Source organism: Nitrospira sp. BLG_1 (genome assembly GCF_047338595.1).
Lineage (GTDB): Bacteria > Nitrospirota > Nitrospiria > Nitrospirales > Nitrospiraceae > Nitrospira_D.
On the sequence record NZ_JBLFBO010000086.1, the window covers coordinates 1 to 4,304 of the forward strand.

Here is a 4,304-nt window from a genome sequence, read left to right on the forward strand (position 1 = left end):
CCAGACCGGCCGCCACAAACTCGGGACTCTCCCCCGCCTCCACCCGCCGCACCGCCCTTCGCCGCAGCTCCTCCAGCGCAGCATGGGACAGGGTGCGGACATCAAACGCCTTCGTGCATCGCATGCGAGAGGGTATACTATATGAGGCTCTACTTGTGAAGCGCTTAGCATGATGGGAAGGAGGCCTCAGTGAGGCACTCGTCAGCCACGCGCAGTGATACGATCATCCGTAAGCTTCGTCGGCTTCCGGCGAAGAAACAAGCTGCGGTCCTCGATTTTGTGGATCGGCTTGCTTCTGGTAGACGGCAGCCTGCCTTGGCATCTATCTATTCCTATAGTAAGCGGTTGGTGACACGAAAAGGGCTTCGCAAGTTTTCATTGCGGCGGATTGCCTCGATTGTTCACGAAGTCAGGAATATCAAGGATTGAGCGGGCGGTCTTTGACACCAACATCCTCATTATCTCTGCCTAGAACCACCATCGAATGCTGGCTCTCGCCGAAGCTGAATTGCGAGCCTGAGTCACAGTGTGTCGACAAACCCTGCGACGCCTCTTCACAGGATCGATGCATTTCGGGACTGACCAGATCTGGACAGCCTGGTAGGATAGTTGGGGGTGCGGGGGCTACACTCCCTGCATGCTTCCCCCCAATTTCAGTGAGTGGATTTATCTGAACAGGATCACTCGCAGGTTCAACCGCTGGGCCGTTTCTGCGGCCTGATTATCAGCGGTCATGAAGCTCGCACTGTGCATGGCCGTCAAGGCCACATACGCGGCATCGTAGTACGTGAGTGAGGAGTCACGGGCGAGCTCGAAAGTTTGTGTGTCAAGCAGCGGATGCCATGGAGTCTCCGCGCGTGGAATGGATAGGAAATCAGCCCAGGCGTCTGTGAGGCGGTGGAGGGCAATGCGTTTGCGTCTGGCGGCCATGATCAGGCCGTTTCCGACCTCGCTGACGTAGTGCGGAGGAACCAGAAGACGGGCATTCCCGGACAGGATGTCGGAGAGGATCGTCCGGGCCCTGGGAATATCGGCTTCGTCATCGATCAGCCATTTCAACGCCACCGATCCATCTACCACATAGTCACTGACCATTGCGTCTGCCCTGGCGAACGAGGTCGCGGGTGGAGCAGCCGACGGGCCCGACCTCGCTTCGGAAGGCATCGAGCCGCACCAACAGCTTCATCGCCTCAGCTGGAAGATGTACATCCTGAGTCTCGGGAATGACAACGATGACTGTCTGGCCCTCAACGAGCCCCGTCTGTTCGGCCAACTCTACCCGACCCTGGTGCACCGTCCCCGCAAGCGTTTTCATCAGATCATTCTCCTCGTCACAATTGTGCCTGTAGGATTGAACGCATTCTATCAAGATTGGCTGAATGGTCAAGCAACGGCTGATGGTGTTGTTGCCGAGGTGTGAGCCCCCGGTTACCCCCATGGTGATGGGATGGCCCGCAATCAGGCCCTCAGCACTGTAATGGGACTATGTGCCTGAGAGGGGAATAAGACGGCATCACGCAGATGGAATGTTTTGCAATGGTGCGGTGGCGTGAGGCAACCTCTCAGCTCGCAGAGCGATGTCTTCGCCCGTTCCGACTTCCTCGATGAATTGTTTCACGAATGCGCTCGTATCCCAGTCATACATCGTTACCGTTCGTCACGGTCATCGAAACTTTCAGGCGGTTTCAAGTGTGACGTTTCATGTTTCAAGCTGTCCAACGACACGAAACCCGAAACCTAAAACTCGAGACCTGAAACCATTGTCCCGGGCGATTCACGCCGGTTAGAGTTTCACCGTCAACCAGCCCATCACACGTGTGCCGAGGAGGTCACCGAGCGGATGCTCGCGATGGGTGTCATTCAGTGCGTTGAAGACTGAGACGGCTACCTCCGCTTCACGGCGAGAACCGTCCGTTGTGGCTTGCTGCCAGAAGCGATAAGCTCCGCGTAAATTCAAAAGGTGATAACTTCCCACGTAGGCATCGGGTGCTATGACACCGAATGATTGAAAGTCGACAAACCGCTGACTCAGGGAATAGGTAGCCGCTCCGATCCAGTGATAGGCGATCTCGCCGCTGAGCCCGTTTTCCCATTGGCCGCGGAGGCCGGCGTTGTACTTGAAGCGGGGGCCTGCCCGTCTGGTCGTCTCCATGAATGTTTGGCCGATCTCTTGGTAGGCCATGTTGACAAATCCGCTCAGCCACGAGCTAGCGAGAAATTCGAGCCCGGCCTCGCCTCCATAGATGTCTGCGGTTCCCCCCTGAGTCGGTCCTACTCTGGCTTTGGCTTGAATGAGGTCAGAGAGGTGATTGTAAAAGAGCGCGGTGCGTACCCGGGCACGATGGCCCAAGTACCAGCCTTGATACTCTAGCTCATAGGAGATAATTTGTTCCGGTCGGAGAGCGGGATTGCCTTTCGAGTTGACCAGAAGAGGCGAGGGATTGGGGGTAGGGAGCGTGATGATCGAGTTAGCCTCACGGTAGGTCTCGTTCAGCGTCGGGGGCCGATAACCCATGGCCACGGTAGCCCGGATCGTATGATTCGGAACTGGTGTGAAAATGAGAGATCCGCGCGGACTGAGGGTCGGATTAACGAAGGTGTCCAAATCGTAGCGCACACCGCCGGTTGTTTGGAACAGTGGTGTGGGCTTCCACTCTCCCTGTAGGTAAAATCCAAGCCGATCCTCTGTGCGAAAGCGATCAATAAAATTCATGGACAGCGTATTGTGCCGGTAGTTGAGGCCGACAATCAGATTAGTGGTGTCTCCCACTTCCAGTCGCTTTTGGGATTCGAGATTATATGTATGCCCCTGAAAGTTTAGATTGGGGTCAAAGCCTCGACCCGTGATACGCAGGAACTGAGTGAGCAGCGGATTCGGAGTGATATGTCCATCAATGTTGTAGCTGTTCCAGAACGCCCGTACAAAGAAGTTGGGGCGTTCATAGCCAACCCTGGCAAAACCAAGGGCCGGTAGATGCGTTCCCACAGTAGCATCAGTTACCAAGCCATCAAATCGGTTCACATCGATGAGGCCACCGGAGAATGAGAGCTTTGAGGCACTCCCCAAATCATACTCTGTCAGTACATTGAACTTGTTATCACGATAGGCCAGGGCGCTGCCGTCTCGCCACTGCTGGTTCTGATCATGGCCGTACGAGAAGCGATAGCCCAATTTCTTATATCTATTGGCATAGATGGCTGCGCTGCTGAGGGTGCCAAGTTCCCCGCCGCCGACTTGGACGGTGGTACCTTTCATTTCTTCCGGTGACTTCGTAATGATATTGATGATCCCATCGAACGCATTGAAGCCATAGAGCACGGAGGCCGGCCCTTTTTGAACTTCAATCCGCTTGATCTCCGGCAAGGTCACTGGAATGGCCTTCCAGAAGACTGCTCCTTGCGAATCCTCATAGGTTGACCGGCCATCGACCATCACCAAGAGTTTATTGGATCCTAGTTGGTTGTTCCCTCGCATACTCACGTTGAAATCCGCACCGGTCACCTGCATGACTTCGAGGCCGGGGATACGACGGAGCACCGTGGGTAAATCGGTGGCGCCGGACCGGTGAATGTCTTCATCGGTAACCACATAGACGTTTGACGGGGCCTCCGAAATCGGTTGTTCGTACCGGCTCAGCAATGCTGATGGTTTCTTCCTCCAGATAGAGGGTTTCGTTCTTGAGCAGCAGCTCGCTTGTGGAAGAGGTTCTGGGAATGGGGAGTGAAGGTTCAGCCCAGGCTAAGAGTGAACCATTTATTCCATAGAGCATGGTCACGATTACCCAAGTCCATCGCATAGAGATCATGCAACCCAACACGTCCGGGTGTTTGTATATAAACGGGGCATGTCTTAGCACAAAGCCAATCAGGAAGGGCAATTTGTGCGCAAGTTTTACGAGTGAATCTGATTAGATACTGCATCAGATTGGATACGAACCGCTGTGATTTGATGTAGAGACCTAGAAGTAAACGGTATCGATCCTAACTTGGATAACAGCGGGATCGTCTCATTTTCCACAGACATCAAGCCATTTCCAGCGTTGGACGGGAGGATCTGCTGTACTGCAATATGCTGACGATTACACGCACATATGCCTCCCTGCTTGGCATGGCGTTTGCTGATACGGTTGCGGTGAACGATGAAAGAGTGTGATGGCTACCAGGATGGAAGTCCTCCGCCCCACGATTTTCTTGGACACACCATTGGGGCATACTGCCCCCTGATGAACGGAGGGGTCCATGGCGAAGTCGAAAACGGAGCGAGGCCGGTTTTCCTCGCGCAAGAAGATGGAGGTCGTGCTCCG

Annotated in this window: 4 protein-coding genes; 1 reads left to right on the plus strand and 3 read right to left on the minus strand. The window is 54.7% G+C overall.

Annotation, left to right across the window (positions count from 1 at the left end; all coding sequences use genetic code 11):
- The first annotated feature begins 189 nt into the window (after window positions 1–189).
- A complete protein-coding gene (locus ACMTNU_RS20105; protein ID WP_413937077.1) occupies window positions 190–429 on the plus strand; it encodes a hypothetical protein in 240 nt (79 codons plus the stop codon).
- Between the two features lie 237 nt (window positions 430–666).
- Here the strand turns inward: ACMTNU_RS20105 and ACMTNU_RS20110 are convergent, their stop codons facing one another.
- From ACMTNU_RS20110 to ACMTNU_RS20120, 3 genes are all read right to left on the minus strand, one after another.
- Complete coding sequence (locus ACMTNU_RS20110; RefSeq protein WP_413937078.1) at window positions 667–1,095, minus strand: type II toxin-antitoxin system VapC family toxin; 429 nt, start codon at window positions 1,093–1,095, stop codon at window positions 667–669.
- Window positions 1,085–1,315 carry a hypothetical protein gene (locus tag ACMTNU_RS20115; protein WP_413937079.1) on the minus strand — a complete coding sequence of 77 codons (231 nt, stop codon included), beginning with the start codon at window positions 1,313–1,315 and terminating at the stop codon, window positions 1,085–1,087. Before ACMTNU_RS20115 ends, ACMTNU_RS20110 begins: the two co-directional genes overlap by 11 nt.
- A gap of 468 nt (window positions 1,316–1,783) precedes the next feature.
- Window positions 1,784–3,640, minus strand: a complete 1,857-nt coding sequence (locus ACMTNU_RS20120; RefSeq protein ID WP_413937080.1) for a TonB-dependent receptor plug domain-containing protein — start codon at window positions 3,638–3,640, stop codon at window positions 1,784–1,786.
- Window positions 3,641–4,304 lie beyond the last annotated feature (664 nt).

Excerpts from the sequence above, each read along its gene's own strand:
- ACMTNU_RS20115 (WP_413937079.1), bottom strand. The coding sequence starts at position 1,315 with ATGAAAACGCTTGCGGGGACGGTGCACCAGGGTCGGGTAGAGTTGGCC.
- ACMTNU_RS20110 (WP_413937078.1), bottom strand. The coding sequence starts at position 1,095 with ATGGTCAGTGACTATGTGGTAGATGGATCGGTGGCGTTGAAATGGCTG.